This window comes from Polaromonas sp., from assembly GCF_018780625.1.
Taxonomy (GTDB): domain Bacteria; phylum Pseudomonadota; class Gammaproteobacteria; order Burkholderiales; family Burkholderiaceae_C; genus Polaromonas.
Map to the genome: position 1 here is coordinate 56,407 of NZ_JADMJK010000096.1, position 26,492 is coordinate 82,898.

The window sequence follows — 26,492 nt, forward strand, 5'->3', positions numbered from 1 at the left end:
TTCGCTTGCAACATCTGCAGACTCCTCCCAGGATTAAAGGAAACTATTTATGGCAACCGCCAAACCCAAGAAAAAGAACCCCCGCCTCGCCTCCGGCCGCAAACGCGTCCGCCAGGACGTCAAACTCAACGCTGCGAACACCTCGCTGCGTTCGAAATACCGCACCGCTGTGAAAAACGTCGAAAAAGCCGTTCTCACCGGTGACAAAACCAAAGCCACAGAAATGTTTGCCAAGGCACAGAGCATTGTGGACGCAGTTGCCGACAAGGGCATCTTCCACAAGAACAAGGCAGCGCGCGACAAGAGCCGCCTGTCCGCCAAGGTGAAAGCCCTGGCACTGAAAGTCGAAGAACCAAAGGCCGCCTAACTTTTAGGCAAACCGCCCGGACTGGATTTTTAACCAATACAGTCCGCCGTTTTGTAGGGTGCGCTGCAAGCGAAGTAAAAAAACCACCAGCGTGTCACGCTCTGGTGGTTTTTTTATGTGCAACGTTCAAGGCCTGCAAGCTGCGGCCTCACTCCGAACGTCAGCGTTTGGGCGAATCGGGAATCAGGCAGGCTTCAGCCATCTGCAAATCGTTGTCTTTGGCAAAGTTGATCGCAAAGTCCCAGGCCATAGGCTCGGCGTCGCGTAATTGCGCGTTGACGACCACGCACTTGATGCCGTTGACGACCGTGGGTACGCACCAGGGCGAATACGTCAGGTGACTGCCCGGTTGGGGACCGCCGGGGCGGAACTGGCTCATCACACCGCACAACCTGTCCGCCCAGTCGCTGGGCCGGAAGGTTTTGCCATCGCGGGTGACGCCCTGAATGAAGACTTCTTTAGCGGAGTTGGAGACCATCGGGTGGAGGGTTTGAGCGTGCCAAGGGACGAGGGTAATGCCCGATGCTGCATCGCACAACTATTCTATCTTATATAAGACTCAGCGCTGCTTGCGGGTCCGGCACCTGCGGGCCGGACACCTTGCAAGACCCCTGCTTGCGGTGAGGCACCGCCGCAACAAGAGACAGTGAGCACTGCGCCTAAAATCACATCAGATTCGCAGCCGTATATCGCGGCCTCCTTTTTTTGACGATTGCCCCCGGAGCTTTTTCCATGACCGCTGCCCTGCCCCTTCCTATTGAAGCCGCGTCCCCCCATGTGATGACGACCTATGCCCGTTTGCCGATCGCGCTGTCGCATGGCCAGGGTTGCCGGGTCTGGGATGTCAATGGCAAGTCCTACCTCGATGCGCTGGGCGGTATCGCCGTCAACACCCTGGGACACAACCACCCCCGGTTGGTGCCTGCCCTGCAAGAGCAGATCGGCAAGCTGATTCACTGTTCCAACTACTACCATGTGCCGCTTCAGGAAACGCTGGCGGCCAAGCTGGTGGAACTGTCCGGTCTGGAAAATGTTTTTTTCTGCTCGACCGGACTGGAAGCCAACGAGGCAGCACTGAAACTGGCGCGCAAGTTCGGCCATGACAAAGGCATTGAGCGCCCCGAAATCGTGGTCTACGAGAAGGCCTTTCACGGCCGCAGCATTGCCACGCTGAGCGCCACCGGCAACCCCAAGGTGCAGGCAGGCTTTGGCCCGCTGGTCGAAGGCTTTATCCGCGTTCCCCTCAACGACTTTGAGGCGCTGAAAGCGGCCACCGCCAACAACCCGAACGTGGTCGCGGTGTTTTTTGAGGCGATCCAGGGCGAAGGCGGCGTCAACAGCATGCGCGACGAATACCTGCAGCAAGCGCGCCAGCTCTGCGACGAACGCGACTGGCTGCTCATGATTGACGAGGTGCAGTGCGGCATGGGCCGCACCGGCAAATGGTTTGCGCACCAGTGGTCCGGCATCAAGCCCGACGTGATGCCACTGGCCAAGGGGCTGGGCTCAGGCGTTCCCGTAGGCGCTGTGGTGGCCGGCCCCAAGGCCGCCCATATTTTTGCCCCCGGCAACCACGGCACCACCTTTGGCGGCAACCCGCTGGCCATGCGGGCCGGCGTGGAAACCATCCGCATCATGGAAGAAGACGGCTTGCTGGCCAATGCGGCCCGGGTCGGCGACCACCTGCGGGCCGCACTGACCCGGGAACTGGCCAGCCTCAAGGGCTTCAAGGAAATCCGCGGGCGCGGCCTCATGCTGGGCATCGAGTTGACCATCCCTTGCGGCGACCTGGTCAGCCGCGCCGCCGAGCATGGCCTGTTGATCAGCGTCACGGCCGACACCGTGGTGCGCATCGTGCCGTCGCTGATCCTGAGCACGGCCGAGGCCGATGAGATCGTGGCCATTTTGTGCCCCCTGATCAAGCAATTTCTGCAGGAAAAAGAATGACCATGAGCAGCCCCATGAAACCCCTCAAGCATTACCTGCAGTTCAGCGACCTGAGCGCGAGCGACTACGCCTACCTGTTTGAGCGCACCGCCCTGATCAAGAAAAAGTTCAAGGCCTACGAAAAGCACCAGCCCCTGATTGACCGCACCATGGTCATGATTTTTGAAAAGGCCTCGACCCGCACGCGCGTCAGCTTTGAGGCCGGCATGTACCAGCTGGGCGGCACGGTCGTCAACCTCACCACCGAAGGCAGCCAGCTGGGCCGCGCCGAGCCGATCGAGGACAGCGCCAAGGTCATCAGCCGCATGGTCGACCTGGTGATGATCCGCACCTTCGAGCAGACCAAGATCGAGCGCTTTGCCGCGCATTCACGCGTGCCGGTCATCAACGGCCTGACCAATGAGTTCCATCCCTGCCAGATCCTGGCGGACATCTTTACCTACATCGAGCATCGCGGCTCCATTGCGGGCAAAACGGTGGCCTGGGTCGGCGACGGCAACAACATGGCCAACACCTGGCTGCAGGCCAGCGAAATCCTGGGTTTCAAGGTGCACCTGAGCACACCCGGCGGCTACGAGGTCGACCAGTCGATCGCCGGCATCCGCTCGGCCGACAGCTACGAGGTCTTCAAGGACCCCATGCAGGCCTGCGCCGGTGCCGACCTGGTCACCACCGATGTGTGGACCAGCATGGGCTACGAGGCCGAGAACGAAGCGCGCAAAAAAGCCTTTGCCGACTGGTGCGTGGACCGCGAGATGATGCAGGCCGCCAAGCCCGACGCCCTCTTCATGCATTGCCTGCCGGCGCACCGCGGTGAAGAAGTCGAAGCCGACGTGATTGACGGCCCGCAGTCCGTGGTGTGGGACGAGGCCGAGAACCGCATGCATGTGCAAAAGGCGCTGATGGAATACCTTTTACTGGGCAGGGTTGCCTGACGCCCTGCGGGTCAAAAAATCAGCCGCGCCCCACAAACGGCATGTTGGTGGCCATGATGGTCATAAACTGGATGTTGGTGGACAGTGGTAGCGCGGCCATGTGCACCACCGCATCGGCCACTTCGCTGGCGTCCATCATCGGTTCAATCGCGATCTCGCCGTTGGCCTGCAGCACGCCTTTGGTCATGCGCGCCGACAACTCCGTCAGGGCGTTGCCAATATCAATTTGACCGCAGGCAATGTTGTACTTGCGGCCGTCGAGCGAGATGGATTTGGTCAGGCCCGTGATGGCGTGCTTGGTCGCGGTATAGGACGCTGAATTGGGCCGGGGTGCATGGGCGGAGATCGAGCCGTTGTTGATGATGCGGCCGCCCTGGGGCAGTTGTTCCTTCATCAAGCGGAACGCCCCCTGGGCGCAAAGAAACGAGCCCGTCAGGTTGATGTTGACGACGTTTTGCCATTGCTCAAAGGCGATGTCCTCAAAATTGACGCCTATGCCGCTCACGCCGGCGTTGTTGACGAGCACATCGAGCCGGCCATACACCGCCTTGATTTTGGCAAACAGGGCGTCCACTGATTCAGGCTGGCTCACATCAGTGGGCACGGCCAGGGCGCGGCCCGTGCCGGACTCCTGGGCCACGGCATTGAGCGGCTCGATGCGCCGCCCGGCCAGCACCACGCGGTAGCCGTCCCGCAACAAGGCCAGCGCCACGGCCCGGCCAATGCCGGTGCCTGCACCCGTCACGAGGGCAACTTGATGGTGCGCCGGGTTGTTCAGATTGCTTTGGGTCATGGTGTACCTGTGTGTTTTTACGTCGCTGTGTCGGGGTTGTTGATTCGGCCAACAGCCACCGCGGATCCCTTGAATTGTGCATGAGGACGACGCAACTCCTGCGCCGTTGCATTTCGGCGCAAAGACCCGAAAAAAAACAGCTGATTACTTGTGCTGGCTGTGATCCATCGGCATCTTGTCGTGGTTCATGGCGGGCATGCTGCCCATTTTGGCGCCAGGCGCGACCGTGGCCACCGGCACTTTCAGCTCCACCTTGCTCTCGGCGCCCCTGGCGTCCTTGAACACCAGCGTCAGCGGCACGCTGCCGCCCTTGGCCAGCGGTACCTTCAGGTCCAGCAGCATGACGTGGTAGCCGCCGGGCTTGAGTGCCAGCGTCTTGCCGGCGGGAATATCGAGTATGGGAACCGGGCGCATTTTCATGATCTCGCCTTCCATCTTCATTTCATGGACTTCCGTGACGCCCGCCACCGGCGACGAGACACCGACCAGCTGGGCGCCGTCCCTGGCGCTGATGTTCATGAAGGCGCCGGTCGCCTTTTGGCCGGCCACTGTGGTGCGGACCCAAGCGTCTTTGACTTCGACGGTCTGGGCGTAGACGCTGCCAGAGGCCAGGGCGGCGATCAGGGTCAGGGTTTTGAGTTTCATGGTGTTTCCTTTAATGAATTGAAAAATGGACGTGATGCGACGAACGAGCGTCCAGGTGGTGAGACAGCAAAAAATCGGTTTCAAGTGGGGGGACGCTGCGGCCCGGGCCATGGCCAGCGGCTGGGCTAAAGCCCTGAAATTCCGTGGAATATCAATTAAATCAACCTGCAGCGCTTATGAAGCGGACCTGAGGCGCTATGAATTTAATATTTCAAGACAGGGTGGGCGGCCCGCGCGCAGGCGGCGGCGCGGCAGTGAGCGCGGCAAGATGGTCGACCGCAATGCCTGGCAGCACATCAGCCGGCGGCTGAGGCGGCTCGGCGGCGAGGCGCGCCAACGGCGGCGGCGCGCTGGTGGCGGCGCACAGGGGGCAGTCGAGCGCCGGGCTGGCGGCGTCCCGGCCGCCGTCATCGGAGGTGAACAGCACCTTCATCACCCCGGCGCTGGAGCAGATCAGCTCCATGGCCTGCGGCTTGACGATGGGCGAAGCCACCGCCACGCCGACCGACAATGCGAACCACACCAGCACGAAGCGGGCGATCAGGTGGGCATTGCGCAGGGTTTGCATCACAGGAGTTTACATGGCGGCCAAGGCGCAGACTCAGGCCAGCGCGGGCTGGTCGCCATACAGCCAGGGCAGGTCCAGCAGCTTTTCGCCCAGCACCAGTAGCGACGCATTGCGCGCCAGGCGCAGCGCGCCGTCGGCATGAAAGATCTGGCCGTTGCGCAGTGAACGGGCCTGCACCCGGGCATTGCGCTGCCAGCGCCTGAGGGCATAGCGCTGCAGCAGCGCGGGCACCTCGAAGGCCGGATCTTGCGCCAGGCCCAGGGCCCGACCGAGTTCGGCAGCATCTTCAATCGCCATGCCCGCGCCTTGCGCCAGGTAGGGTCGCATCGGGTGTGCGGCATCGCCCAGCAAGGCCACCCGGCCTTGCGCCTGCTGGTACGCACCGCGCATCGGCGGGCGGTCGCACAGCGGCCAGAGCCGCCAGCCGACGGCGGCGCCGTCATCCACCGGGGCATCGCCGCACGCCGTCACCGCATCAATCAGTTCGCGCAGCGGCGCTGCCGTGTGCGCCAGCGCCGCCTGCAGCCCGGCGGCGTGGGCCGCGTGGTCCCAGCTTTGCAGGTCGCGCTCGACCTGTCCGTGCACGATGGCCACCACGTTCAGCCAGTCGCCGCCGCGCACCGGGTACTGCACCACATGTAGCCGGGGGCCCAGCCAGGCCGTGACCTGCTGGCTGCGCAGCCGCTCGGGCAGGCTGGCCTGCGGCAGCATGGCGCGGTAGGCCAGGTGGCCGGTCACGCGCGGCAGGCCGTCGTTCAGCAGTTGCTCGCGCACGCGGCTCCACAGGCCGTCAGCGCCAATCAGCGCATCGCCTTCCACCTCCAGGCCTTCGGTGGTCTTGATCGTCACCACCGATCCGCTGTCGGTAAACCGGGCCACTGCGCTGCTGAGGTTGAGCCACAGGTTGCTGCGCGCCTGCAACGCGCCCAGCAGCAAGCCATGCAGGTCAGCGCGGGCAATGGTGGCATAGGGCGCACCGTAGACCTGTACAGCCCGGGCGCCCAGCGGCAGCACGCCCAGCGCCTGACCCGACAGGGCATCGCGCACCTGCAGCCGGTCCGGAAACGCCGCAACGCGCGCCAGTTCAGCCTCCAGCCCCCAGCCGTGCAGCACCCGCACGACGTTGGGCCCGAGCTGCACACCGGCGCCCACCTCGCTGAAGGCGGGTGCCCGTTCATACAGCCGCACATCCCAGCCAGCGCGCGACGCCGACAAAGCCGCCGCCAGCCCGCCTATGCCGCCGCCCACCACCAGCGCCTGCCGCATCATTGGGCCAGCAGTTGCCTGAGCACGAAGGGCAGGATGCCGCCGTTGCGGTAGTAGTCCACTTCAATCGGCGTGTCGATGCGCAGAATCACCGTGATTTCCTGGCGCGAACCGTCGGCCCGCGTGATGACCAGCTGGGCCTCGCTTTGCGGCTTGAGGTCGGGGTTCGGAATCACGTCAATGACCTCGGAGCCGACAAGCTGGAGGGTCTGCCACGACTCGCCTGGCTTGAACTGCAGCGGCAGCACCCCCATGCCGACCAGGTTGCTGCGGTGAATGCGCTCAAAACTCCTGGCGACCACGGCCTTGATGCCCAGCAGCTGCGTGCCCTTGGCGGCCCAGTCGCGGCTGGAGCCGGTGCCGTATTCCTCGCCTGCGAAAACCACCGTGGGCGTGCCCTCGGCCATGTACTTCATGGCGGCGTCGTAGATCGGCATTTTCTGGATCACGCTCTCAGGCACGCGGCTGGCCGGGTGGTACAGCGTGACGCCGCCCTCCTCGCGCGAGCCTTCCTGGTCGGCCGGGATCATCAGGTTCTTGATGCGCACGTTGGCAAAGGTGCCGCGCACCATCACATCGTGGTTGCCGCGGCGCGAGCCATAGCTGTTGAAGTCGGCCGGGAGCACGCCGTGGGCCTGCAGCCACAAGCCGGCGGGCGAGCTGGCCTTGATGGAACCGGCGGGTGAGATATGGTCGGTCGTGATCGAGTCGCCAAACAGCGCCATGATGCGCGCGCCTTTCACAGAAATAGCATCAGCCTGGCCTGTCGCCTTTTCTGTACTAGCCGCTTCTATTTCCATGGCAAAGTCCTTGAAGAACGGCGGCTCGGCAATGTAGGTGCTGGCCGGCCAGGTGTAGCTGGTGCCGCTGACGCCCTTGATCTTTTCCCACAGCTTGCCCGGCTCGGTCTTGACCTTGGCGTAGTTGGCCCTGAACGCCTTGCCGCTCATGGCGTACTTCATGAGCTTTTCAATCTCTTCGCTGGTCGGCCAGATGTCGCCCAGATAGACGTCCCTTAACTTTCCATCCTTGCCCTTGCCCTGCCCGACCGGCTCGGTCATCAGGTCGCGCCGCACCGTTCCGGCAAGGGCGTAGGCCACCACCAGCGGCGGGCTGGCCAGGAAGTTGGCCTTGATGTTGGGGTGGATGCGCGCCTCGAAGTTGCGGTTGCCCGACAGCACGGCGGCGCACACCAGGTCGCTTTTGGTAATCGCTTCGTTCAGCTCGGGCGTCAGGTCGCCCGAGTTGCCGATGCAGGTGGTGCAGCCATAGCCGGCCAGCGAAAAACCGAGTTTTTCCAGATAGGGCATCAGGCCGGTCTCCGTCAGGTATTCGGTCACGATGCGCGAACCCGGCGCCAGCGAGGTCTTGATGTGCGGCTGGACCTTCAGGCCGGCTTCCACGGCTTTCTTGGCCAGCAGCCCGGCCGCCAACAGCACGCTCGGGTTGGAGGTGTTGGTGCAACTCGTGATGGCGGCGATCAGCACGTCGCCATTGCCCACGGTCAGGCTTTTTCCGGGCGGCTTGGCCGTGGCTCTGGCCGTGGCAGGGCTGTTTTCATGCGCCATCACGGGGCGGTTGCTTTCCATTTCAACCACCGAGCGTGCGGCGCCCAACGGTGTCGGCGGCGCGGCGGGCAAAGTGTCGGGCCGTCCCTCGTCGCTACGGCGCACCTGGTGGCGGGTCTCCAGCAGCGCGGCGGGCTGGTTAAAGCCGTTGCTGGCAATCGGCTGGCTGAACAACGCGGCAAACTGGCTGGCCACCTGGCCCAGCTCGATGCGGTCCTGCGGCCGCTTGGGGCCGGCCAGGCTGGGCGTGACATCGCCCAGGTCGAGCGTGACCACCTGCGAGTAGTCAATGTCGCCCGCCTTGGCCACGCCGAACAGGCCTTGCGCCCGAAAGTAGGCCTCCAGCGCTTCCATCTCGGCCTTGGTTCGACCAGTGCCCTTGAAGTAGGCCATGGTTTTTTCATCGACCGGGAAGAAGCCCATGGTGGCGCCGTATTCAGGCGCCATGTTGCCAATGGTGGCGCGGTCGGGCAGCGCCAGGCTGCGCGTGCCTTCGCCAAAAAACTCCACGAACTTGCCCACGACCTTTTCACGGCGCAGGGTTTCGGTCACGCGCAGCACCAGGTCGGTGGCGGTCACGCCTTCGCGCAGCCGGCCGGTCAGCTCCATGCCGACCACGTCGGGCGTCAGCAGGTAGACCGGCTGGCCCAGCATGGCGGCCTCGGCTTCAATGCCGCCCACGCCCCAGCCGACCACGCCAATGCCGTTGATCATGGTGGTGTGGCTGTCGGTGCCGACCAGCGTGTCGGGGTAGTACACATCGCCCTTGGTCTTATGGACGCCGCGCGCCAGGTATTCCAGGTTGACCTGGTGCACGATGCCAAAGCCAGGCGGCACCACGCCAAAGGTGTCAAAGGCCTGCATGCCCCATTTCATGAACTCGTAGCGCTCGCGGTTGCGCTGGAATTCCAGCTTCATGTTCAGGTCCAGCGAGTTCTTTTTACCAAAGTGGTCGACCATGATGGAATGGTCCACCACCAGGTCGACCGGCACCAGCGGCTCGATCGACTTCGGGTTCTTGCCCAGTTTCAGGGCCACGCTGCGCATGGCGGCCAGGTCGGCCAGCAGCGGCACACCGGTAAAGTCCTGCAGCACCACGCGCGACACGACAAACGGGATTTCCTCGGTGCGGGCTGCGTTGGGCTGCCAGTTGGCCAACTCCTCGACATGGGCTGCGGTGACCTTTTTGCCATCGCAGTTGCGCAGCACCGACTCGAGCACGATGCGCAGGGACACCGGAAGGCGCGACACATTCGGAAACTGCCTGGCCAGCGCGGGCAATGAGTAAAACTTGCCCGCCTTGCCGGAGGCAGTCTTGAAGTTTTTCAGTGTCGATGCAAAGGCGTGTGCGCGCGAGCGGAAAGGGGCGCGTGCGGGGGTGGGTGATTTGGCCATGGCGATCTCCTTGTTGTTAAAGCATGCACCGCCATTTTGGCACTGCCCCGGCCAACCCTGCAAAGCACGGCCGCAAGCCCTGCGCCAATCCGAGCTTTGCGCAGCGCGCAAAAAGAAAAGCGGCCGAAGCCGCTTTTTTAGGGGAAGACGAAGCTTTTATACAGCCACGCGGTCTTTCACAGTTTCGGCCAGGTCGGTGTAATCCTTGACCTGGTCAAAGTTCAGGTATTGATACACCTGTTCGCTGGCGACCGTGAGGACTTGCATGTCGGCCATGTACTCTGCCTTGGTCGGAATCCGGCCCAGCTTGGAGCAAATCGCGGCCAGTTCGGCAGATCCCAGGTACACGTTGGAGTTTTTGCCCAGGCGGTTAGGGAAATTGCGGGTCGAGGTGGAGAACACGGTCGCGCCCTCTTTGACCTGCGCCTGGTTGCCCATGCACAGGCTGCAGCCCGGCATTTCCATGCGCGCGCCCGCAGCGCCCAGCACGCCGTAATGGCCTTCATCGCTCAGTTGCCTGGCATCCATCTTGGTCGGTGGCGCCATCCAGAGCTTGACCGGAATGTCGCGCTTGTTTTCAAGCAGCTTGGAGGCGGCACGGAAGTGGCCGATGTTGGTCATGCAGCTGCCGATGAACACTTCATCGATCTTGGCACCGGCCACATCCGACAGCGTTTTCACGTCGTCCGGATCATTTGGGCAGGCCACGATGGGTTCGTGGATGTCGGCCAGGTCGATCTCGATCACGGCTGCGTACTCGGCGTCCGCGTCGGCCTGGAGCAGTTGCGGATTGGCCAGCCACGCTTCCATGGCGGCAATGCGGCGATTGATGGTGCGCACATCCGAGTAGCCCGTGGCAATCATCCACTTGAGCATGGTGATGTTGCTGGTGATGTACTCGATGATCGGTTCCTTGTTCAGGTGCACCGTGCAGCCGCCGGCAGAGCGCTCGGCCGACGAATCGCTCAATTCGAACGCCTGCTCGACCTTCAGGTCAGGCAAGCCTTCGATTTCCAGGATGCGGCCCGAGAAAATGTTGACCTTGCCCTGCTTGGCCACGGTCATCAGCCCCGCCTTGATGGCGTACAGCGGGATGGCGTTGACCAGGTCACGCAAGGTCACGCCAGACTGCATCTTGCCCTTGAAACGAACCAGCACGCTCTCGGGCATGTCCAGCGGCATCACGCCAGTGGCCGCACCAAAAGCGACCAGGCCGGAGCCGGCAGGAAAGCTGATGCCGATCGGAAAGCGGGTGTGGCTGTCGCCGCCGGTGCCCACGGTATCGGGCAGCAGCATGCGGTTGAGCCAGCTGTGGATGATGCCGTCGCCGGGACGCAGGCTGATGCCGCCGCGGGTGCGCATGAACTCCGGCAACTCGTGATGCATCTTCACATCGACCGGCTTGGGGTAAGCCGCTGTGTGGCAAAACGACTGCATCACCAGATCAGCGCTGAAGCCCAGGCAGGCCAGGTCCTTCAGTTCGTCGCGCGTCATGGTGCCGGTGGTGTCCTGGCTGCCCACGCTGGTCATTTTGGGCTCGCAATAGGTGCCTGGACGAACACCCTGGCCTTCAGGCAGGCCCACCGCGCGGCCGACCATTTTCTGGGCCAGCGTGAAGCCGCGGCTGCTGGCTGTCGGGCTTTGCGGCAAGCGGAACAGGGTGGACACGGGCAAGCCCAGCGCGGCGCGTGCCTTGGCGGTCAGGCCACGGCCCACAATCAGGGGAATGCGGCCACCGGCGCGCACTTCGTCAAACAGCACATCGCTTTTGAGCTTGAAACTGGCAATGACCTGGCCGTCTTTCAGCGCCTTGCCATCGTAAGGGCGCAACTCAATGACATCGCCCATGGCCATCTGGCTGACATCGAGCTCGATGGGCAGCGCGCCGGAGTCTTCCATGGTGTTGTAGAAAATGGGCGCGATCTTGCTACCCAGGCAGATGCCGCCAAAACGCTTGTTGGGCACGTAGGGAATGTCATCGCCAGTCCACCACAGCACCGAGTTGGTGGCCGACTTGCGTGAGGAACCCGTGCCGACCACGTCGCCCACGTAAGCCACCAGGTTACCCTTGGCCTTGAGTTCTTCCATGAACTTGATTGGGCCGCGCTTGCCATCTTCTTCAGGCGTGACGCCGGGGCGCGCGTTTTTGTGCATGGCCAGGGCGTGCAGCGGAATGTCGGGGCGGCTCCATGCATCGGGCGCGGGCGACAGGTCATCGGTGTTGATCTCGCCAGCGACCTTGAAAACGGTCAGCTGGATCGATTCCGGCACCACGGGACGGCTGGTGAACCATTCGGCGTCGGCCCAGCTTTGCAGCACGGCTTTGGCATGGGCATTGCCTTTTTCGGCTTTTTCCTGGACGTCGTGAAACTGGTCGAACATCAGCAGGGTGTTTTTCAGGCCGCTGGCGGCTTCGCCTGCAACGCCTTGATCAGCGTCGTCGAGCAGCTCGATCATGGGGCTGATGTTGTAGCCGCCCAGCATGGTGCCCAGCAGTTGCGTGGCCTGGACCCGCGAAATCAGCGCGCAAGGCTCGGTGCCGTGCGCCACGGCAGCCAGGTAGCTGGCCTTGACCTTGGCCGCATCGTCGACGCCTGCCGGCACGCGGTAGGTGATCAGTTCGACCAGAAACGACTCTTCGCCCCGGGGCGGATTTTTCAGCAATTCAATGACCTCACCGGTCTGCTCGGCCGACAGCGGCAGCGGCGGAATACCCAATGCGGCGCGTGCGGCGACATGGGTGCGGTAGCCTTTCAGGAACTCTGATGACATGCTGGTTTTCCTCTATTCAAAATTGTGGGGGAATCGGAAACTCGTGGATCTAGAAAAGACTTATTGGGCGGGCAGCGCCGGCTGCAGCGGTTCTACGAGGAGGACGGGGAGCACAGCGGGTTTGGGCGCATCCAGCACGCTGGGGGGTGGGTTGCGCTTGAGCACCTCGGCCATGGCCACTTGCGTAGGACTCATGCACTCATCGGCCAGGCGAATGCCCAGCTTTTGGTTCATGAGCATCGATTTGTTGGCCAGTTGCAGCCACACCGCACCGGCTTTTTGGTCTTCCAGCCGAATGGCGCCCGTGGTGGTGGCCACCGGGAACATGCGGTACTTGAAGTTTTTGCCTTGCATGTCAAAGTAACCGGGCGCCTTGTCATCCTGGGTCAGGTTGACCGATGCACCGAGTTCGCAAGGCATGCTGCCCACATGCACACGCTCGGCAATGGCCAGTTCTGCCGGGGTCATGGCGGCCTCGGCGGCTTCAATGCCAGCCGCCACGTTCTTGGCGGTGGTCTTGAGATTGGTGCGGTTGGCACTGACCGGCGGCTTCTTTTTGGCCACGGCCTCTTTTTTGCTCACGGCCGCCGGCTTGGCGGTCTTGGCCGTCGTGGTTTGCGCCGTTGCCAGGCCGGAGACGGCCATGAAGACAGCGGCGGTCAAGGTGCAGGCAAGCGTTGCGATAGGGGTGGTTTTCATACGGCCTTCATGAGGTGGTGAGAAATGATGTGGTGCGCTTGTATTGAAGCTCAGGCGGGCTGCGCCTGGAAATAAATTTGCGCCTCGGCAGGAAGCGTCCGGCCAGTCTGGTGCGCCCGCTCGAGCACCTGCCAGAAGTAGCGGTAACTGGCACGGTCGTGCAATTTACCCTGGAAACTTATGGGCGCCCAATTTTCACGAGCGGCAGCAGCTATTATTTTTGTAGCATCCGCAATGTCGCCCTCCGTAGGCGCAAAGGCTTCCAGTATGGGGCGGATCTGGTGCGGGTGAATGCTCCACATGCGGGTGTAGCCCAGTTCACGGGCCGCTTTTCCGGCAGCGGCCTTCATGGCCGCCGTGTCGCTGAATTCGGTGACCACGCAATGCGATGGCACTTTTCCGTACGCATGGCAGGCCGATGCGATTTCAAGCTTGGCGCGCAGCACCAGCGGGTGGGTGAACTGGCCCCGGCTGCTCATGCCATCGGCCGGAATCGCACCGCCATGCGCGGACACAAAATCCATCAACCCGAAGCTCAATGACTGCACGCGGGGATGGGCGGCAATTTGAAAGGCGTTATGAACCGCCAGCGGTGATTCAATCAGTACATGCAGCGGCAGCTGATCGGCCGACGCGGCGTGCAGCGCCTGCACGGCCCGGTTCACGTCGTCAATGGATTCCACCTTGGGCACCATGATGTGCGACAGCGTGCGCGCCAGCGAACCGGCGATCACCGCCACATCGGAATCGAAAGCGGGATGGTCTACCGCATGCACGCGCACCGCGACCCGCGCCTGGTTGCTGGCCAAGGTTGCCAGCGCCACCACCATGGCCGCGTGCTCGGCTTCGCCGCCCACGGGCGCGCCGTCTTCGCAGTCCAGCGTCACGTCGAAAACGCAGGCGCCAAACTCCTCGATCATCTCGGCCTGCAGCTGCAGGCTTTTGCGCATGCGCGCCTCGACGCCGCTGTAATGGTCACAAACTGGCAGCACCGCCGTGGCGGCCTGCGCACCGAGGAGCACTTCGCGCGGATGCATCGCCCCCGCCGCCTTCGTCGCGGCATCTGCTGCGCTGCCCCCCAAGGGGGCTGTGCTTGCTGGGGGAGCGCTGTGCACCGCGTTGCCTTTACAGCAGGTGGGCGACGCCGGCTTGCTCGCCCTGCAATTCTTCCAGGGTCTTGTTGATGCGTTCCTGGCTGAATGCATCAATCTCCAGACCTTCGACGATCTTGTATTCACCGTTTTCGCAGGTCACGGGGAAGCCGAACATCGTGTCTTTCGGAATGCCATACTGGCCGTCGGATGGAATGCCCATCGTGACCCACTTGCCATTGGTGCCCAGCGCCCAGTCGCGCATGTGGTCAATCGCTGCGTTGGCAGCTGAAGCGGCAGACGATGAGCCGCGCGCTTCAATGATGGCAGCGCCGCGTTTGCCGACGGTGGGCAGGAACACGTTGGCGTTCCATTCCTGGTCGTTGATCATTGCGGCGACGCTTTCGCCATTGATGGTGGCAAAACGGTAGTCGGCGTACATCGTGGGCGAATGGTTGCCCCACACCGTGAGTTTTTCAATGTCGGCCACAGGCTTGCCGGTCTTGGCGGCGATCTGGCTCGCAGCACGGTTGTGGTCCAGGCGCAGCATGGCGGTGAAATTCTTGCGCGGCAGATCAGGCGCGCTCTTCATGGCGATGTAGGCATTGGTATTGGCAGGGTTGCCGACCACCAGCACCCGGACATCACGGCTGGCGACGGCGTTGAGTGCCTTGCCCTGCGCGGTGAAGATGGCGCCGTTGACAGCCAGCAACTCGGCACGCTCCATGCCCGGGCCGCGTGGACGCGAACCGACCAGCATTGCGTAATCGGCATCCTTGAATGCCGTCATCGGATCGCTGTGCGCTTCCATGCCCACCAGCAACGGGAAGGCGCAGTCGTCCAGTTCCATCATCACGCCCTTGAGCGCCTTCTGGGGGCCCTCGACGGGAACTTCAAGCAACTGCAAAATGACCGGCTGGTCTTTGCCCAGCATTTCGCCGGAGGCAATACGAAACAACAATGCGTAGCCGATTTGGCCTGCTGCACCAGTGACTGCAACGCGGACGGGTTTTTTGCTCATGATTGACAACTCCAGTAAAGTAAAAAAATGCTTTGCACCTAGCAGGGTGAGGTGTTGGGCGGCATCCTTGGGTTACGAGGTGGTCAGGGGGGTTTGCCACCCTGCCTCCCCAAACAGAAACCGCTTGGCGCGCCGCGCTCAGCCGAAGATTTTACGCTCGAAAAGCGCCTGAAGTCAATTTGTCTTATGTCTTATATAAGATATGATTGCGCATGTGCTTGTGACGCGCTGCCTGCGCGACCAAACCATGATTTAACCCGTGTCCACCATGGCCATTGCCCCCTCCTCCTTTCACGACCTTGCCGCAGCGGCCAGCACGCAAGCTGGCGCGACCCCCGCGTTCAGCCCGCTGTATCAGCAAATCAAGGTCTTGATTCTGAAAAGCCTGCAGGCGGGCGAGTGGAAACCCGGCGAATTGATTCCCAGCGAAATGGACCTGGCAGCGCGCTTTCGCGTCAGCCAGGGCACGGTGCGCAAGGCGATTGACGAGCTCGCCGCTGAAAACCTGGTGATGCGTCGCCAGGGCAAGGGCACGTTTGTAGCCACCCATGCCGAACAGCAGGTGCAGTACCGCTTCCTGAGGCTCATGCCCGACAGCGGCGACCTGCGCAGTGAAGGACCGGCGGAGCGACAAATCATCGACTGCAAGCGCCTGCGGGCGCCCGCAGACATTGCCCGCGCACTGGCCCTGCGCGCCGGCGATGCCGTGCTGCAGCTGCGCCGTGTGTTGTCCTTTCAGGGCACGCCCACGATTCTGGAAGACGTCTGGCTCCCGGGCGGCCCGTTCAAGGGACTGACGGCTGATCGACTGGCAAGCTACGGCGGCCCCATGTATGCGCTGTTTGAAACCGAGTTTGGTGTGCGCATGGTGCGGGCCGAAGAAAATATACGGGCACTTGCCGCCGATGCGGCTTCGGCCGAATTGCTGAAAGTGCCGGTAGGCGAGCCGCTGTTGAGCGTGGAGCGCACCGCCTACACCTACAACGACGTGCCCATGGAGTTGCGACGGGGCCTGTACCGCACCGACACCCACCACTACAAAAATGAACTTAGTTGACAGGAGTAGTTGATGCGCTGCAAAGCTTTGTAAATTGATTTGCTGCGTTGCAATAGAATTATCACGGTCAGAAGGTCACCACATTTCCGGTTACCACCTAGTTACACCCAAGAAAGCCCACAAAAATGACAGAGCTGGCATCAAAACAGCGCCCCAAGCGGCCTGAATTCCGCAACATCAACGCACTCACTGACCTTCCGGGTTACAGGCTGCCTCTCGCAGGCATCGTGTCCATCCTTCACCGCGTCAGCGGGGCGCTCATGTTCATCCTGATGCCGTTCATCATCTGGATGTTCGACACGTCGATTTCATCTGAAATTTCATTTGAAAAATTCAAGGCCGCCTTCAATGTGGGCCTGCTGGGCTTGCCCGGCGTGCTCTGGAAGCTGGTTGCGCTGGCCTTGATCTGGGCCTACCTGCACCACTTCATCGCCGGCCTTCGCCACCTCTGGATGGACGCCAGCCACGAAGCCGTCAGCAAGGATTTCGGCAGGCAGTCCGCCGCCTTCACGCTGGCCGTGAGCATTGGCCTCACGCTGGTGCTGGGTGCCAAGCTGTTTGGCCTTTATTAATTTTCAGGGAAAGCACACCATGTCTGTCAATTACGGCTCCAAGCGCATTGTTGTCGGCGCTCATTACGGCACACGTGACTGGCTGAGCCAGCGCATCACAGCGGCCCTGATGGCCCTCTTCACCTTGCTGCTGCTGGCACAGGTCATTTTCAGCAAGGGCCCCATCGGCTACAACCAGTGGGCCGGCATCTTTTCGCCGCAGTGGATGAAGGTGCTGACGTTCACCGTCATCGTTGCCCTGTTGCTTCACGTCTGGGTTGGCATGCGCGACGTCTGGATGGACTACATCAAGCCGATCGGCCTGCGTCTGTTTCTGCAGGTATTCACCATTGTCTGGCTGGTTGCTTGCGCAGGCTGGGGTATTCAGGTGCTGTGGCGCCTTTAACCCTCCAAGTCAACCCCAAGTCAAACCTGGCCGTATCCGGCTAACTAGATTCAAGAAAAACCATGACCGCAACCTCCAAACTCCCCAAGCGCAAATTTGACGTCGTCATCGTCGGTGCCGGCGGCTCCGGCATGCGCGCCTCGCTGCAACTGGCCCGTGCCGGCCTGAACGTCGCCGTGCTCTCCAAAGTGTTCCCGACGCGCTCCCACACCGTGGCCGCGCAAGGCGGCATTGGTGCCTCCCTGGGCAATATGTCTGAAGACAACTGGCACTACCATTTTTACGATACCGTCAAGGGCTCCGACTGGCTCGGCGACCAGGACGCCATCGAATTCATGTGCCGCGAAGCGCCCAAGGTCGTCTATGACCTGGAGCACATGGGCATGCCGTTTGACCGCAACCCCGACGGCACGATTTACCAGCGTCCGTTTGGTGGCCATACCGCCAACTACGGCGAAAAATCAGTGCAGCGTGCCTGCGCTGCAGCCGACCGCACCGGCCACGCCATGCTGCACACGCTGTACCAGCAAAACGTCAAGGAAAAAACCAGCTTCTTCGTCGAATGGCTGGCGATGGACCTGATCCGCGATGCCGATGGCGACGTCGTGGGCGTCACGGCCATCGAGATGGAAACCGGCGACGTGCATATTTTTGAAGCCAAGACCACGCTGCTCGCCACCGGCGGCGCTGGCCGCATTTTTGCGGCCTCGACCAATGCCTTCATCAACACCGGTGACGGTCTGGGTATGGCGGCACGCGCCGGCATTCCCCTGGAAGACATGGAGTTCTGGCAGTTTCACCCCACCGGCGTACATGGCGCCGGCGTGCTGCTGACCGAAGGCTGCCGCGGCGAAGGCGCGATTTTGCGCAACAGCAACGGCGAGCGCTTCATGGAGCGCTATGCCCCGGCCTACAAAGACCTGGCGCCGCGCGACTACGTGTCGCGTTGCATGGACCAGGAAATCAAGGAAGGCCGTGGCTGCGGCCCCAACAAGGACTACATCAATCTTGACATGACCCACCTGGGCGTCGAGACCATCATGAAGCGCCTGCCTTCGGTGTTCGAGATTGGCCACAATTTTGCCAACGTCGACATCACCAAGGAACCGATTCCCGTGGTGCCCACCATCCATTACCAGATGGGCGGCATCCCGACCAACATTCACGGCCAGGTGGTCACGCAGGACGCCGACAACAAGAGCCAGGTCGTCAATGGCCTGTATGCGGTCGGTGAATGCGCCTGCGTGAGCGTGCACGGCGCCAACCGCCTGGGCACCAACTCGCTGCTGGATCTGCTGGTGTTTGGCCGCGCTGCCGGCAACCACATCGTCGAATTCAACCAGGCCAACGCCGAGCACAAGCCATTGCCGCTTGACGCTGCCGACAAAACCATGGCGCGCATCGAGCGCCTGGACAACGCCACCACGGGCGAGTATGCGCAGGACGTGGCCAACGACATCCGCGCTGCCATGCAGCAGCATGCTGGCGTGTTCCGCACCCAGGCCATCATGGATGAGGGCGTCACAAAAATTGCCGAACTGCGCAAGCGTGTCAATACGATCGGCCTGAAAGACAAGTCCAAGATTTTCAACACCGCGCGCATCGAGGCACTGGAAGTTGAGAACCTGATCGAGGCCGCTGAAGCCACCATCGTTTCTGCAGCAGCCCGCCACGAAAGCCGCGGCGCCCATTCCGTGGACGATTACGGCGACACGCCCGCGCATCCGAATGGCCGCAACGACAGCGAGTGGCACAAACACACGCTGTGGTACAGCGAAGGCAACCGCCTCGCCTACAAGCCGGTTCAAATGAAGCCGCTGACGGTTGATTCCGTGCCCCTGACAGTTCGCTCCTTCTAAAAATACAAGCGGAAATTCCCATGACCAAACGTACTTTCCAGATCTATCGCTACGACCCCGACACCGATGCCAAGCCCTACATGCAGACCATCGAGGTAGAACTCGACGGCAGCGAACGCATGCTGCTCGATGCACTGATGAAGCTCAAGGCACAGGACCCCACCATCTCCTTTCGCCGCTCCTGCCGCGAAGGTGTTTGCGGCTCTGATGCCATGAACATCAACGGCAAGAATGGCCTGGCCTGCCTGACCAACATGCGCACGCTGACAGGAACCATCGTCCTGAAGCCGCTGCCCGGCCTTCCAGTGGTGCGCGACCTGTTTGTCGACATGACGCAGTTCTTCAAGCAGTACAACTCGATCAAGCCCTACCTGATCAACAACAACGTGCCGCCCCAAACAGAGCGTCTGCAAAGCCCTGAAGAGCGCGACGAACTCAATGGCCTGTACGAATGCATCTTGTGCGCCAGTTGCTCCACCGCCTGCCCCAGCTTCTGGTGGAATCCCGACAAGTTCGTGGGCCCGGCCGGATTGCTCCAGGCCTACCGTTTCCTGGCCGACAGCCGCGACGAAGCCACCGCCGAGCGACTCGACAACCTGGAAGACCCGTACCGCCTGTTCCGCTGCCACACCATCATGAACTGCGTTGACGTGTGCCCCAAGGGCCTGAACCCGGCCAAGGCTATCGGCAAAATCAAGGAAATGATGGTGTTGCGCACGGTCTGAATACATTGCAACCCAGACACCCCATGACCATGACACACGCGCTGCTGGATCAACGGGGTTTAAGCAAACTCAGGTGGCGCTGCCGCCGCGGTTTGCTTGAAAACGACCTGTTGATCGAAAAATTCTTTCTGCGCCATGAGGCGACCTTGACCGTCAGCCAGGCTAAAGGCCTGGATGATTTAATGGCGCTGTCCGACAACGATTTGCTGGACCTGCTACTGAGGAGAAAAGAGCCTGAACAGCTCTCTGATTCGCTGGCAAAGGAAAGCGCCTCGACCACCGAAGCACTTGAAGTACTGCGCTTGCTTCGCCCCGGGGCCCCGGCTCCTTAACACCCCCTCTGACAAGAGAGAAAGAATTCAACATGAAGTTAGCTGACAACAAAGCCACCCTGTCCTTCACCAATGGCACACCCAGCCTGGAGTTGCCGGTGTACCAGGGTACGGTAGGTCCGGATGTCGTGGACATCCGCAAGCTGTATGCCCAGACCGGCATGTTCACCTACGACCCGGGTTTTCTGTCTACGGCGTCCTGCCAGTCGGCCATCACCTACATTGACGGCGACAAGGGCGAGTTGCTGTACCGCGGCTACCCGATCGAGCAGCTCGCCACGAATTGCGACTTTCTGGAAACCTGCCATTTGCTGCTGTACGGGGAGTTGCCTAACGGTGACCAGAAAAAGGACTTTGTCGGCCGCGTGACCAACCACACCATGGTCAACGAGCAGATGCAGTTTTTCCTGCGCGGTTTCCGCCGGGATGCGCATCCGATGGCCATCATGACCGGTCTGGTCGGCGCCCTGTCGGCCTTCTACCACGACAGCACCGACATCACGAATCCCGAGCACCGGGAGATCGCCGCGATTCGCCTGATTGCCAAAATGCCGACGCTGGTGGCCATGGCGTACAAGTACACCATGGGTCAGCCCTACATGTACCCCAAGAACAACCTGAGCTACTCGGGCAACTTCCTGCACATGATGTTCGCCACGCCGTGCGAAGAGTACAAGGTCAACCCGGTGCTCGAACGCGCGCTGGACCGTATCTTTATACTGCACGCAGACCACGAACAGAACGCGTCAACCTCCACGGTCCGCCTGTGCGGCTCGTCGGGCACCAACCCGTTCGCAGCCATCGCTGCCGGTGTTGCCTGCCTCTGGGGCCCGGCCCATGGCGGCGCCAACGAAGCGGCGCTCAACATGCTGGGTGATATCCAGAAAAACGGCGGCGTCGAGAACATCGGCGAATTCATCAAGCAGGTCAAGGACAAGAACTCGACCGTCAAGCTGATGGGGTTTGGTCATCGCGTTTACAAAAACTACGATCCGCGCGCCAAGCTGATGCAGGAAACCTGCAAGGAAGTGCTGCAGGAAATGGGCCTGGAAAACGACCCGCTGTTCAAGCTGGCCATGGCCCTGGAAAAGATTGCACTGGAAGACGAATACTTTGTGTCGCGCAAGCTCTACCCCAACGTGGACTTTTACTCCGGCATCGTGCAGCGCGCCATCGGCATTCCTGTGCCGCTGTTCACTGCTGTCTTCGCGCTGGCCCGCACCGTGGGCTGGATCGCCCAGCTCAACGAGATGATTGGCGACCCTGAATACAAGATTGGCCGTCCGCGCCAGTTGTTCACGGGTTCGACCCCGCGCGACGTCAAGCCCATGGCCCAGCGTTAATCCGTCAGCTTATCGCTTTGACCAAAACCCGCCGGATGGCAACATCGGCGGGTTTTTTAATGTCCGGCTTTCGCCGATATTTATTGCTACATCTTAAATAGCAAACTAATCCCACAGCGTATAGGCCAGGCACAAAAAATATCGATAATTTCTATGCCATTTTTCACCTTCGAAGATTTCAACAAGTGGGACATCTCAAATTACGATGACAGATCGTTTGGTTAAGCTGCAAAATAGCAATCCATCGTCAAGTACGACGACCAAACACCCATGTCCATCAAGAGCTCAGAACGCAATTTCGCCCGCCGCATCGACCTGACCTCGCTTCAGCTCTTTGTAGCCGTGTGCGAACTGGGCAGCATCGGCAAGGCGGCCGAGCGGGAGTTCATTGCGGCATCCGCCGTCAGCAAACGCCTCAGTGATCTGGAAGCGGCACTTGGCATTGCACTGCTTTACCGGCATACCCGTGGCGTTGACCTGACACCCGCAGGCGAAAGCTTGCTGCACCATGCCCGCTCGGTGCTGTTCAGCCTGGAGAAAATGCAGGGCGAACTGAGCGAGTACGCCGACGGTGTGCGCGGCCATGTGCGCGTGCACGCCAGCATTTCGGCCATCGTGCAGTTTTTGCCGGAAGACCTGGGCGCCTTCACACGCCAGCATGCCGAGATCAAGATCGACCTGGAAGAACACCTCAGCACCGAGGTGGTGCGTGCCGTACAGGAAGGCGCGGCAGACCTGGGCGTGTGCAACACCGCCAACGGCACGGGCGACCTGCAAACGCGGCCTTACCGCCACGACCAGCTGGTGCTCATCGTGCCATCAGGCCATGCCCTGACGACACTTCCAGCGATTGCTTTTGAAGCAGCGCTTGACTACGACCAGGTGGGCCTGCACGCCAACAGCTCCATCTACCTGGCGATGCGGCAAGCCGCTGCCGTTGTGGGCCGCACCATCAAGTTGCGCATTCACGTCACCGGCCTGGACGCCATGTGCCGCATGATTCACAACGGGCTGGGCGTCGGCGTGATGCCACAGCGCGCGTTTGAGTTGATGCACGGCGTCGGGGCGCTGGCGGCAGTGGCCTTGACCGACGACTGGGCAAAGCGCCAGATCTCCCTGGTCGCACGGGATTTTTCGACCCTGCCCCTGACAGCGCGGCTGCTGGTAGACCACCTGACGCAAGCACCGTCGCCACGCACAGCAGAACCCCTGTCTCCCCCCTAAAATTACGTTATCACCACGAAGGAAAACCCATGGGACGCACCCTCTACGACAAAATCTGGGACGAGCACGTTGTTCACACCGAAGAAGACGGCACCTCGATTCTCTACATTGACCGCCACCTGGTGCATGAAGTCACCAGCCCGCAAGCCTTTGAAGGCCTGCGCGAGGCCGGCCGCAAGGTCTGGCGCATCAGTTCCATCGTGGCCACGGCTGACCACAACACGCCCACCACCGGCTGGGAACTGGGCTACGACGGCATCACCGACCTGGTCAGCAAGGAGCAGATCACCACGCTGGACGCCAACATCCACGAATTTGGCGCCGCCGCCTTCTTTCCGTTTCTCTCAAAACGCCAGGGCATCGTGCATGTGATTGGGCCCGAAAACGGCGCCACCCTGCCCGGCATGACCGTGGTCTGCGGCGACTCGCACACCTCCACCCACGGCGCTTTTGGCGCGCTGGCACACGGCATTGGCACCAGTGAGGTCGAGCACGTGATGGCCACGCAAACCCTGCTGGCCAAAAAAGCCAAGAACCTGCTGATCAAGGTCGAAGGCACGCTGCCCAAAGGCTGCACCGCCAAGGACATCGTGCTGGCCATCATCGGCAAGATAGGCACCGCGGGCGGTACCGGCTACACCATTGAATTTGCCGGCTCGGCGATTCGCGCGCTCAGCATGGAAGGCCGCATGACGGTCTGCAACATGGCGATTGAAGGCGGCGCGCGCGCCGGCCTGGTCGCGGTGGACCAGAAAACCATCGACTACGTGAAGGGCCGCCTGCTGGCCCCCGGCACCGACCCCAAGACCGGCCAGTTTGTAGGCGGCCCTGAATGGGACATGGCGGCACAGTACTGGGCTACGCTGCACTCCGATGCGGACGCCAAATTCGACGCCGTTGTGGAGCTGGACGCCAGCCAGATCCTGCCGCAGGTCAGCTGGGGCACTTCGCCCGAGATGGTGCTGTCGATTGAAGACAAGGTGCCGGACCCCGAGAAGGAAAAAGACGCCAACAAGCGCGACGCCATGGAACGCGCACTGACCTACATGGGCCTGGAACCCGGCAAGGCGATCAGCGACATCTACATCGACAAGGTGTTCATCGGCTCGTGCACCAACAGCCGGATTGAAGACATGCGGGAAGCCGCTGCGGTGGTCAAAAAAATCGGCCAGAAAGTCGCCAGGAACGTCATGCTGGCCATGGTCGTTCCTGGTTCCGGGCTGGTCAAGGAACAGGCCGAGCGCGAAGGCCTGGACAAGATTTTTATCGCGGCAGGCTTTGAATGGCGCGAACCTGGTTGCTCCATGTGCCTGGCCATGAATGCCGACCGACTGGAGCCGGGCGAGCGCTGCGCCTCCACCAGCAACCGCAATTTTGAAGGCCGGCAGGGTGCGGGCGGCCGCACCCACCTGGTCAGCCCGGCCATGGCCGCCGCTGCAGCAGTGCACGGTCACTTCGTAGACATACGCAAATTCTCCTGAGGTCACACCATGCAGAAATTCACCGTACACCAAGGCCTCGTGGCTCCGATGGACCGCGAGAACGTCGACACCGACGCCATCATCCCCAAGCAGTTCCTCAAATCCATCCGCAAGACCGGCTTTGGCCCCAACCTGTTTGACGCGTGGCGCTACCTGGATGCCGGCTTTCCGGGCCAGGACCCGGCCAGCCGCAAGCCGAACCCGGACTTTGTGCTGAACCAGCCGCGCTACGCCGGCGCCTCGATTTTGCTGGCGCGCAAAAACTTTGGCTGCGGCTCCTCGCGCGAGCATGCGCCGTGGGCGCTCGACCAGTACGGCTTTCGCGCCATCATTGCGCCCAGCTACGCCGACATCTTCTTCAACAACAGCTTCAAGAACGGACTGCTGCCCATAGCTCTGCCCGAAGCGCAAGTCGCCCGGCTGTTTGACGAAGCGCTGGCCTTTCCCGGCTACACGCTCACGATAGACCTGGCGCGCCAGGTGATCGTCAAGCCGCAAGGCGAAGAAATACCGTTCGAGGTCGAGGCTTTTCGCAAATATTGCCTGCTCAACGGTCTGGACGACATTGGCCTGACCCTGCGCCAGAGCGACAAGATCAAGGCGTTTGAAGCAGCGCGCCTGGCTTCCAAGCCCTGGCTGAACCACACGCTGGCGGCTCAGTAAATATTCAAGAAAAAATCATGCGCTGGCCCAATGAATACGGGCCAGTGCAAGCATAAAAAGATAGCACTCATGAAAATCGCAATTCTCCCCGGTGACGGCATCGGCCCTGAAATCGTCGCCGAAGCCGTCAAGGTTCTGAAGGTACTGGACCTTCCCTTTGAAACCGAAACCGCACGGGTCGGCGGCGCAGCCTACGAGGCCTTTGGCCACCCGCTGCCCGACGTCACGCTGAAGCTGGCCAAAGACGCCGACGCCGTGCTGTTCGGCGCCGTCGGCGACTGGAAATACGACACGCTGGACCGGCCGCTACGCCCCGAACAAGCCATTCTGGGCCTGCGCAAAAACCTGGGCCTGTTTGCCAACTTCCGCCCCGCCATCTGCTACCCACAGCTGGTGGAGGCGTCGAGCCTGAAGCGCGAACTGGTGTCCGGCCTGGACATTCTCATCATCCGCGAGCTGACCGGCGACATTTACTTTGGCCAGCCACGCGGCCGCCGCATTGCCACGGACGGCCATTTCCCCGGCGCCGAAGAAGCCTTCGACACCATGCGCTACTCGCGCCCAGAGATCGAGCGCATCGCGCACGTTGCCTTCCAGGCGGCGCGCAAACGCGGCAAACGCGTCACCAGCGTGGACAAGGCCAACGTGCTCGAAACCTTCCAGTTCTGGAAAGACATCGTCACTGAAGTCGGGCTACAGTACCCCGACGTGGCGCTGGACCACATGTACGTGGACAACGCGGCCATGCAGTTGGTCAAGGCGCCAAAAAAATTCGACGTGGTGGTCACCGGCAACATGTTTGGCGACATCCTGTCGGATGCGGCCGCGATGCTGACCGGGAGCATCGGCATGCTGCCCTCGGCCAGCCTGAACAGCCAGGGCCAGGGCCTGTACGAGCCCAGCCACGGCAGCGCGCCTGACATTGCCGGCAAGGGCGTCGCCAATCCGCTGGCGACCATCTTGAGCGCGGCGATGATGCTGCGCTTCAGCCTGAACCAGCCCGAAGCCGCCGCCCGCATTGAACAAGCCGTTGACCGGGTGCTGAGCCTGGGTCTGCGCACGCCGGATATCTACAGCGAAGGCACGACCCGCGTCGGGACGGTGGAAATGGGCGATGCAGTGGTCAAGGCGCTTGGCTGAAGCCGACGGGCACGCAGCAGCTTGTCAGCCAGATTAAAGGCGAGTCTGGCTACAATAGTTCCCTATGAGCAAAAACCCCGCACCAGTCCACTGCCCCGCCGCAACGCGTGCGGGAAGCGGCGCGCCGGCTTTTCCCCAGTTCACCAAAACGACCACCATTAAAGGCTGACAAGCCCGCCTCGTCGTGCCCGCCGGCTCGATGAGCCGGACCAAAAAGCCGATTTTTCGTACTTTTTAAGGGCAACCCATGAAACTCTCAGGCAATCTCACAGGCCTCGTCGGCTGGCGCGGCATGGTCGGGTCGGTCTTGATCGACCGCATGCAGGCCGAAGGCGACTTCGAGCTGATCGAGCCGGTCTTCTTTTCGACCTCCAACGCCGGCGGCAAGGCCCCTGCGCAGGCGAAGAACGAAACCACGCTGAAGGATGCCTTTGACATCGAAGCACTCAAGAAGTGCGACATCATCATCACTGCGCAGGGTGGCGACTACACCTCCGAAGTGTTTCCGAAGCTGCGCGCCTCTGGCTGGACCGGCCACTGGATTGATGCAGCCTCGACCCTGCGCATGAATGACGACGCCGTGATCGTACTCGACCCGGTCAACCTGCCCGTCATCAAGAATGCGCTGGCCAAGGGCGGCAACA

The 26,492-nt window shown here is 61.7% G+C and carries 25 protein-coding genes; 15 read left to right on the top strand and 10 right to left on the bottom strand.

Annotated features, from left to right (window positions below; genetic code table 11):
- Positions 1 to 49 precede the first annotated feature (49 nt).
- Positions 50 to 367 (top strand): 30S ribosomal protein S20, encoded by a 318-nt coding sequence (rpsT, locus tag IV091_RS08910; RefSeq protein WP_293467754.1) that lies wholly within the window; start codon positions 50 to 52, stop codon positions 365 to 367.
- 160 nt (positions 368 to 527) lie between these two features.
- On the opposite strand, the gene IV091_RS08915 is transcribed toward rpsT, so the two are convergent.
- Positions 528 to 845: a DUF3579 domain-containing protein gene (locus tag IV091_RS08915; protein ID WP_293467757.1), complete on the bottom strand. Its 318-nt coding sequence runs from the start codon at positions 843 to 845 to the stop codon at positions 528 to 530.
- A gap of 254 nt (positions 846 to 1,099) precedes the next feature.
- Between IV091_RS08915 and IV091_RS08920 the strand changes: the two genes are divergently transcribed.
- Positions 1,100 to 2,314, top strand: a complete 1,215-nt coding sequence (locus tag IV091_RS08920) for an aspartate aminotransferase family protein (protein WP_293467759.1) — start codon at positions 1,100 to 1,102, stop codon at positions 2,312 to 2,314.
- Complete coding sequence (argF, locus tag IV091_RS08925; protein ID WP_293467761.1) at positions 2,311 to 3,249, top strand: ornithine carbamoyltransferase; 939 nt, start codon at positions 2,311 to 2,313, stop codon at positions 3,247 to 3,249. The genes IV091_RS08920 and argF overlap by 4 nt, the downstream gene beginning before the upstream one ends.
- A gap of 19 nt (positions 3,250 to 3,268) precedes the next feature.
- Here argF and IV091_RS08930 read toward each other — a convergent pair whose 3' ends face one another.
- From IV091_RS08930 to IV091_RS08970, 9 genes are all read right to left on the bottom strand, one after another.
- Positions 3,269 to 4,042, bottom strand: coding sequence for an SDR family oxidoreductase (locus tag IV091_RS08930; RefSeq protein ID WP_293467763.1), 774 nt, complete (start codon positions 4,040 to 4,042; stop codon positions 3,269 to 3,271).
- A 144-nt stretch (positions 4,043 to 4,186) separates the two neighbouring features.
- Positions 4,187 to 4,687 carry a copper chaperone PCu(A)C gene (locus IV091_RS08935; protein ID WP_293467765.1) on the bottom strand — a complete coding sequence of 167 codons (501 nt, stop codon included), beginning with the start codon at positions 4,685 to 4,687 and terminating at the stop codon, positions 4,187 to 4,189.
- 211 nt (positions 4,688 to 4,898) lie between these two features.
- On the bottom strand, positions 4,899 to 5,255 hold the full coding sequence (locus IV091_RS08940; protein ID WP_293467768.1) for a DUF2946 domain-containing protein: 357 nt from the start codon (positions 5,253 to 5,255) through the stop codon (positions 4,899 to 4,901).
- A gap of 33 nt (positions 5,256 to 5,288) precedes the next feature.
- Positions 5,289 to 6,524 (bottom strand): FAD-dependent monooxygenase, encoded by a 1,236-nt coding sequence (locus tag IV091_RS08945; protein WP_293467771.1) that lies wholly within the window; start codon positions 6,522 to 6,524, stop codon positions 5,289 to 5,291.
- Complete coding sequence (locus IV091_RS08950) at positions 6,521 to 9,484, bottom strand: aconitate hydratase (RefSeq protein ID WP_293467773.1); 2,964 nt, start codon at positions 9,482 to 9,484, stop codon at positions 6,521 to 6,523. The genes IV091_RS08945 and IV091_RS08950 overlap by 4 nt, the downstream gene beginning before the upstream one ends.
- Before the next feature lie 156 nt (positions 9,485 to 9,640).
- Positions 9,641 to 12,256 carry a bifunctional aconitate hydratase 2/2-methylisocitrate dehydratase gene (locus IV091_RS08955; protein WP_293467775.1) on the bottom strand — a complete coding sequence of 872 codons (2,616 nt, stop codon included), beginning with the start codon at positions 12,254 to 12,256 and terminating at the stop codon, positions 9,641 to 9,643.
- Positions 12,257 to 12,316: 60 nt separating this feature from the next.
- Positions 12,317 to 12,955 (bottom strand): hypothetical protein, encoded by a 639-nt coding sequence (locus tag IV091_RS08960; protein WP_293467777.1) that lies wholly within the window; start codon positions 12,953 to 12,955, stop codon positions 12,317 to 12,319.
- Between the two features lie 50 nt (positions 12,956 to 13,005).
- A complete protein-coding gene (locus IV091_RS08965; protein WP_293467779.1) occupies positions 13,006 to 13,992 on the bottom strand; it encodes an aldolase/citrate lyase family protein in 987 nt (328 codons plus the stop codon).
- Between the two features lie 88 nt (positions 13,993 to 14,080).
- Positions 14,081 to 15,067, bottom strand: a complete 987-nt coding sequence (locus tag IV091_RS08970; RefSeq protein WP_293467782.1) for a malate dehydrogenase — start codon at positions 15,065 to 15,067, stop codon at positions 14,081 to 14,083.
- Between the two features lie 268 nt (positions 15,068 to 15,335).
- Here IV091_RS08970 and IV091_RS08975 point away from each other — a divergent pair, with 268 nt between their 5' ends.
- The 12 genes from IV091_RS08975 to IV091_RS09030 all read left to right on the top strand — a co-directional run.
- Positions 15,336 to 16,124, top strand: a complete 789-nt coding sequence (locus IV091_RS08975; protein ID WP_293467785.1) for a GntR family transcriptional regulator — start codon at positions 15,336 to 15,338, stop codon at positions 16,122 to 16,124.
- A 125-nt stretch (positions 16,125 to 16,249) separates the two neighbouring features.
- On the top strand, positions 16,250 to 16,696 hold the full coding sequence (gene sdhC, locus IV091_RS08980) for a succinate dehydrogenase, cytochrome b556 subunit (RefSeq protein ID WP_293467788.1): 447 nt from the start codon (positions 16,250 to 16,252) through the stop codon (positions 16,694 to 16,696).
- A 19-nt stretch (positions 16,697 to 16,715) separates the two neighbouring features.
- Positions 16,716 to 17,081 carry a succinate dehydrogenase, hydrophobic membrane anchor protein gene (gene sdhD / locus IV091_RS08985; protein ID WP_293467791.1) on the top strand — a complete coding sequence of 122 codons (366 nt, stop codon included), beginning with the start codon at positions 16,716 to 16,718 and terminating at the stop codon, positions 17,079 to 17,081.
- Between the two features lie 62 nt (positions 17,082 to 17,143).
- Complete coding sequence (sdhA, locus tag IV091_RS08990; RefSeq protein ID WP_293467794.1) at positions 17,144 to 18,940, top strand: succinate dehydrogenase flavoprotein subunit; 1,797 nt, start codon at positions 17,144 to 17,146, stop codon at positions 18,938 to 18,940.
- 20 nt (positions 18,941 to 18,960) lie between these two features.
- Entirely contained in the window at positions 18,961 to 19,665 is a 705-nt protein-coding gene (locus tag IV091_RS08995; protein ID WP_293467797.1) for a succinate dehydrogenase iron-sulfur subunit, read from the top strand.
- A 29-nt stretch (positions 19,666 to 19,694) separates the two neighbouring features.
- On the top strand, positions 19,695 to 19,997 hold the full coding sequence (locus tag IV091_RS09000; RefSeq protein WP_293467814.1) for a succinate dehydrogenase assembly factor 2: 303 nt from the start codon (positions 19,695 to 19,697) through the stop codon (positions 19,995 to 19,997).
- A 32-nt stretch (positions 19,998 to 20,029) separates the two neighbouring features.
- Positions 20,030 to 21,340 carry a citrate synthase gene (gltA, locus tag IV091_RS09005; protein ID WP_293467800.1) on the top strand — a complete coding sequence of 437 codons (1,311 nt, stop codon included), beginning with the start codon at positions 20,030 to 20,032 and terminating at the stop codon, positions 21,338 to 21,340.
- Between the two features lie 276 nt (positions 21,341 to 21,616).
- Positions 21,617 to 22,564, top strand: coding sequence for a LysR family transcriptional regulator (locus IV091_RS09010; protein WP_293467817.1), 948 nt, complete (start codon positions 21,617 to 21,619; stop codon positions 22,562 to 22,564).
- 29 nt (positions 22,565 to 22,593) lie between these two features.
- Complete coding sequence (leuC, locus tag IV091_RS09015; protein WP_293467803.1) at positions 22,594 to 24,045, top strand: 3-isopropylmalate dehydratase large subunit; 1,452 nt, start codon at positions 22,594 to 22,596, stop codon at positions 24,043 to 24,045.
- 9 nt (positions 24,046 to 24,054) lie between these two features.
- Entirely contained in the window at positions 24,055 to 24,708 is a 654-nt protein-coding gene (gene leuD, locus IV091_RS09020; protein ID WP_293467806.1) for a 3-isopropylmalate dehydratase small subunit, read from the top strand.
- Positions 24,709 to 24,777: 69 nt separating this feature from the next.
- Positions 24,778 to 25,848: a 3-isopropylmalate dehydrogenase gene (gene leuB / locus IV091_RS09025; RefSeq protein WP_293467809.1), complete on the top strand. Its 1,071-nt coding sequence runs from the start codon at positions 24,778 to 24,780 to the stop codon at positions 25,846 to 25,848.
- A gap of 247 nt (positions 25,849 to 26,095) precedes the next feature.
- The coding region (locus IV091_RS09030) for an aspartate-semialdehyde dehydrogenase (RefSeq protein ID WP_293467812.1) at positions 26,096 to 26,492 on the top strand (397 nt) is incomplete at its 3' end.